3 protein-coding genes and 1 pseudogene are annotated in these 4,841 nt (G+C 57.5%); all 4 read left to right on the top strand.

The window, feature by feature from the left end:
- Positions 1 to 238 precede the first annotated feature (238 nt).
- The 4 genes and pseudogenes from DSM25558_RS27365 to istA all read left to right on the top strand — a co-directional run bounded on the left by DSM25558_RS27365 (position 239) and on the right by istA (position 4,815).
- Positions 239 to 448, top strand: coding sequence for a hypothetical protein (locus DSM25558_RS27365; protein WP_143240273.1), 210 nt, complete (start codon positions 239 to 241; stop codon positions 446 to 448).
- A gap of 166 nt (positions 449 to 614) precedes the next feature.
- On the top strand, positions 615 to 2,576 hold the full coding sequence (locus tag DSM25558_RS27370; RefSeq protein WP_077107761.1) for a methyl-accepting chemotaxis protein: 1,962 nt from the start codon (positions 615 to 617) through the stop codon (positions 2,574 to 2,576).
- Positions 2,576 to 3,090: pseudogene (locus DSM25558_RS27375) on the top strand (chemotaxis protein CheW). Before DSM25558_RS27370 ends, DSM25558_RS27375 begins: the two are co-directional and overlap by 1 nt.
- Positions 3,091 to 3,315: 225 nt before the next feature.
- Positions 3,316 to 4,815: an IS21 family transposase gene (gene istA / locus DSM25558_RS27380; RefSeq protein WP_077107762.1), complete on the top strand. Its 1,500-nt coding sequence runs from the start codon at positions 3,316 to 3,318 to the stop codon at positions 4,813 to 4,815.
- The last annotated feature ends 26 nt before the right edge of the window (positions 4,816 to 4,841 follow it).

The raw sequence follows: 4,841 nt of genomic DNA on the forward strand, positions 1-4,841 counted from the left end.
ACGTTTGAACGATTTTAGGTCAATTGTTATTGTTGCCAAAGCCCCGCAGTTCGACTCCCTAAATGACCGTTTTTACGCGTTTAAATAATAGTGTTAGCCTACTCCTGAAATGAATGATTATCCAAAATAAAATGAATATATCGAATACTGAGACCCTAATTGCGACGAATAGGATGTGGCTTCGAGCTCTACATTCCAAACCCTTTTAATGACAGCGATTGCACCAGAGGTCAGCGTTATGAGCAACATCGTATTTCTCAAATTTTCCCAACCAGTCCTTGATGATCCAGTTAGTAACCAAACGGATGAACTGGCACAGCTTATTCAGAAATCTGGCCTGCCGGACATCATGGGCGAGCTCGAAGCCAAACTTGGTGTCATGCTCGGCTATTTGACTGAGTTCCGAAACATCTCCGATGCTGAAATCGGCAGAAAAGACGTCTTGTGAACATAACTCGTGGAGGCCATCTAAAGCGGTCTCGCACCCTTCCTTACCGAAAACGCAATCCGGAAATGACCTCCGTTTTCCCCCAAGCCTTCGGCAGAATGACTTTGCTCTCCGGCCAGCGGTCCATCGGACATCGCGCGAAACACATATCTCATTGGAGAGTCTTATGTTCATAGTCGAGAATGCCAAGGTCGGAACCAAATTGCTGGTATCATCGGGGATCGGTATCCTGCTGATTGCCGGAATGATCGCCAACCAGCAGGTCGCTAGTCTGAAGATTGATGAAGCAAACCAGGTCGTCAATCGTGAGCAGACGATCCTCAATGGCATCGTCAATGCAGAACTGGCGCTTGCCCGGATGCGCTTTGCTGCTCGCGGCATCAGCCTTGCCGAGACGGAAGACGAAGCGGCCCAAGCCTTTTCGGACGCCAAGACAAGCTTTGAGTCTGGCGAGAACGGTCTTAAGCAACCGATCGCTCTGGCGATGATCCCTGACGTGCTTATTCAGATCAGGGACGGTCTTAAAAATTATGCGGCTGCTACTGAGAAGCGCTTTACCTCGGTGGAAAACGCCTTTGAGAAGAGCGCGGGTCGTCAACTGACGGTCGAGGAGGTAGCAGCCGCTGTCGCCGTTGTACCTGACGCCGAAGGCAGGAAAATCGCCGACGACACGGCCGTTGCAATTGACCAGGCGAAGAAGAACGCCACCCGATTTACGGCAGGCGCAAAGGCGTCTCTGGATGCCACAGTCGCAAGGGCGAATTCGGTGGCTCTCGCCATCGGTCTTTCCATTGTGCTTGCCCTTATACTTTCCGCGTTTATCCTAATCAGGAGCGTCGGGCGGCCAATTCGCATCATGACGCAGGCCATGCGGAAGCTTGCGGATGGTCACACCGATATTGATCTTGCCTATACGGGCCGAAAAGACGAGATCGGCGATATGGCCGGAGCGGTCGAAGTGTTCCGCCGGGCGGCGATCAACAACAAGCGCCTTGAGTTGGAAGCGGAAGCTGCACGCGTCCAGGTGGAGAGCGACCGTGCTCGCGTGACAGCTGAAGCTGAAGCCGCCGCACAAGAGCGCCTTCAGCAGGCGACGTCGGGCCTGGCGACAGGTCTTCGCCGTCTTGCAGCCGGAGATCTCGGCTTCCAGCTGAACGAAGCTTTCGCACCGGATTTCGAAGCACTGCGTCACGATCTGAACGGGGCGGTCGGACAACTGGCAGAAACGCTGAGCGCCGTGGCGCAGGCCAGCACACAGATCGACAACGGCACCCGCGAGATCAGTCAGAGTACCGAGGATCTGTCCAAGCGCACTGAACAGCAGGCCGCCTCGCTCGAGGAAACCGCCGCAGCTCTCGACCAGATCACCGTCAATGTCGCCAACTCCTCCAAACGCGCCGATGAGGCCCGCAAGGTAGCGGTTCTGGCCAATGAAAGTGCTGCCCAGTCCGGCAAAGTCGTCGGCAATGCCGTCGATGCCATGCAGAAAATCGAGCAGTCCTCCAATGAGATTTCCAACATCATCGGCGTCATCGACGAGATCGCCTTCCAGACCAACCTTCTGGCGCTGAATGCCGGCGTCGAGGCCGCGCGTGCCGGTGACGCGGGCAAGGGTTTCGCCGTCGTCGCGCAGGAAGTCCGCGAACTGGCGCAGCGCTCGGCAAAAGCCGCCAAGGAGATCAAGGAACTGATCCGCAATTCCTCGATAGAGGTACAGAACGGGGTTAAGCTGGTCAGCGACACAGGCGAAGCCCTCAAGACGATCGAAGGCTATATCGTCACCGTCAATCAGCATATGGACTCGATCGCCACGTCAGCTCGCGAGCAGTCGGTGGGTCTTGCCGAGGTTAACACCGCCGTCAACCAGATGGACCAGGTGACCCAGCAGAACGCCGCCATGGTGGAAGAGAGCAATGCAGCAAGCGCCACGCTTGCAGGTGAAGCCGAACGTTTGCAAAAGCTGATCTCACAGTTCCAGCTCGGCAGTACGCTGCGCCAGACTGCATCCGCCATGGCTGCAAGCCCGACCCACCAACCTGTTGCATCGCCGGCGAAGCGGCTGGTGGGTAAAGTCGCCAAAGCCTTCTCTGGCAACGCGGCCGCCAAGCAGACATGGGAGGATTTTTGATGAGCGATCCGGGGCTTTTGACTGGCGGCTCAGGCGGAATGCTTGAAATCATCGCCTTCGGCTGCACGATCAGGAGTTCTGCGTACGCACGACCACCATCCGCGAAATTCGCGGATGGGGACCAGCCACGCCGATCCCGCATGCCCCGCCCGATGTCATCGGCGTTATGAACCTGCGCGGGTCGGTGATCCCGATCATCGACCTGGCCAATAAGCTCGGCATGAAAAGCACCGAGCCAACCCCACGTAGCGCCATCGTCGTGGCCGAGGTTCACTGCGTGACCATGGGCCTCGTCGTAGACCGGGTCTCCGACATCCTGACGATCCCCGAAAACCTGCTGCAACCGGTTCCGGAAATCAGCATCTCACTGGGGATGCGCTACGCCGATGGCATTATAGCCCAACCTGATGGGATGATCTGCTTCCTTAATCTGGAGCGCATGTTCGAGAAGGTGGCAACAATGCAGATGGTCGCGGCATATCCGAACATCGACACCCAGCCGATGCGCGCTTAGGCCGAGCCTTGCCATTAGAGCGTTCCCGTTGACCAGCTGTGCGGCGCGGCCGAACAGTGCGAGATCCCAAAGATGTCGGCTGACGCGTTTAGCTACCTCAGACCACCAAAATTGCGTCAGAGCCGAATAAGGACCCCGCATTTGGGGTGATCGGCATCCAAACGGGCCCCCCATCTGCAAAGGGGTTAGAACAGCCTCCGGTTTAATCGGAGGCTTTTTGGTTGGATGCTTATTGTGGAAACAATCTTGAAGATACGGCGCCTTGCGCATGTGCAGGGCAAAACGATCAAAGCGATCTGCCGGGAATTGGGCATATCGCGGAAAGTGGTGCGGAAGGTTTTGCGCACGGACGAGACGGAGTTCAAATACGAGCGGACCCGTCAACCTCAACCGAAGCTCGGGCCGTGGCGCGATCAGCTCGATGGAATATTACTTGCCAATGAAGCCAAGGCTTCCCGCGAGCGGCTGACGCTGATCCGGATATATGAGGATTTGCGCGACCTCGGCTACGAAGGCGGTTACGACACCGTTCGGCGTTATGCGAGGACATGGTCGAAAGAGCGCGGGGCCGTGACGGCGCAAGCATACGTGCCGCTCTATTACGCGCCCGGTGAGGCCTACCAGTTCGACTGGAGCCACGAGATCGTCGTGCTCAATGGAGTAACGACGACGGTGAAGGTTGCCCATGTCCGGCTCTGCAACAGCCGGATGATGTATGTGAGAGCCTATCCGCGCGAGACGCAGGAGATGGTCTTCGATGCCCACGACAGAGCGTTCGCCTTCTTCGGCGGAGCCTGCACGCGCGGCATCTATGATAATATGAAGACAGCAGTGGACGCGGTCTTCGTCGGCAAGGAACGGCAGTATAACCGCCGCTTTCTGCAGATGTGCAGCCATTTTCTTGTCGAGCCGGTAGCGTGCACACCAGCGTCGGGCTGGGAGAAGGGTCAGGTCGAGAACCAGGTCAATCTGGTGCGGGAACGCTTCTTCACGCCGCGGCTGCGCTTCAAGTCCTACGACGAGATGAACGGCTGGCTGCTGGACAAGTGTATCAGTTACGCTCGGGCTCATAAGCATGTCGATCAGACGGAGCGCACGATCTGGGAGGTGTTCGAAGGTGAGCGGCCGCACCTGATCGGATATCCCGGCACGTTCGACGGGTTCCATGCGGTGCAGGCCTTGATCGGCAAGACCTGCCTCGTGCGTTTCGACAACAACAAATACTCGGTGCTGTCCACCGCGGTCGGTCGCCCGGCCGAGATACAGGCCTATGCCGATCGCATCATCATCCGTCAGGACGGCGTCGAGATCGGCCGCCATGACCGCAAGTTCGGCCGTGGCGAGACGATCTACAATCCATGGCATTATGTTCCGGTTCTGACCCGCAAGCCGGGAGCGCTGCGCAACGGTGCCCCGTTCCATGACTGGGTTTTGCCCGCCGCCATGGAGAAGGTTCGCCGCCGGTTGAAGGCGATGCATGATGGCGACCGACAAATGGTGTCAATCCTGGAATGTGTCGAACTCGACGGGCTCCCCACCGTCGAAGCGGCCTGCCAGGAGGCGCTCGATCAGGGGGTGTTCTCATCTGCCGTCATTATCAACATTCTGGCCCGCAAGCGTGATCCGCAGCCGGCCGCCATCCTTTCAATTCCCGATGCGCTTCGCCTGACCCATGAGCCTTTGGCCGATTGCGCACGTTACGACAGCCTCAGGAGGGCAAGCTGATATGGAACGATCTCAAATCCTCGACA

This window comes from Agrobacterium sp. DSM 25558 (genome assembly GCF_900100825.1).
Taxonomy (GTDB): Bacteria; Pseudomonadota; Alphaproteobacteria; order Rhizobiales; family Rhizobiaceae; genus Agrobacterium.

Bases quoted from the DNA above. Each gene is read 5' to 3' on its own strand.
- DSM25558_RS27365 (WP_143240273.1), top strand. From the start codon at position 239: ATGAGCAACATCGTATTTCTCAAATTTTCCCAACCAGTCCTTGATGAT.
- DSM25558_RS27370 (WP_077107761.1), top strand. From the start codon at position 615: ATGTTCATAGTCGAGAATGCCAAGGTCGGAACCAAATTGCTGGTATCA.
- istA (WP_077107762.1), top strand. From the start codon at position 3,316: ATGCTTATTGTGGAAACAATCTTGAAGATACGGCGCCTTGCGCATGTG.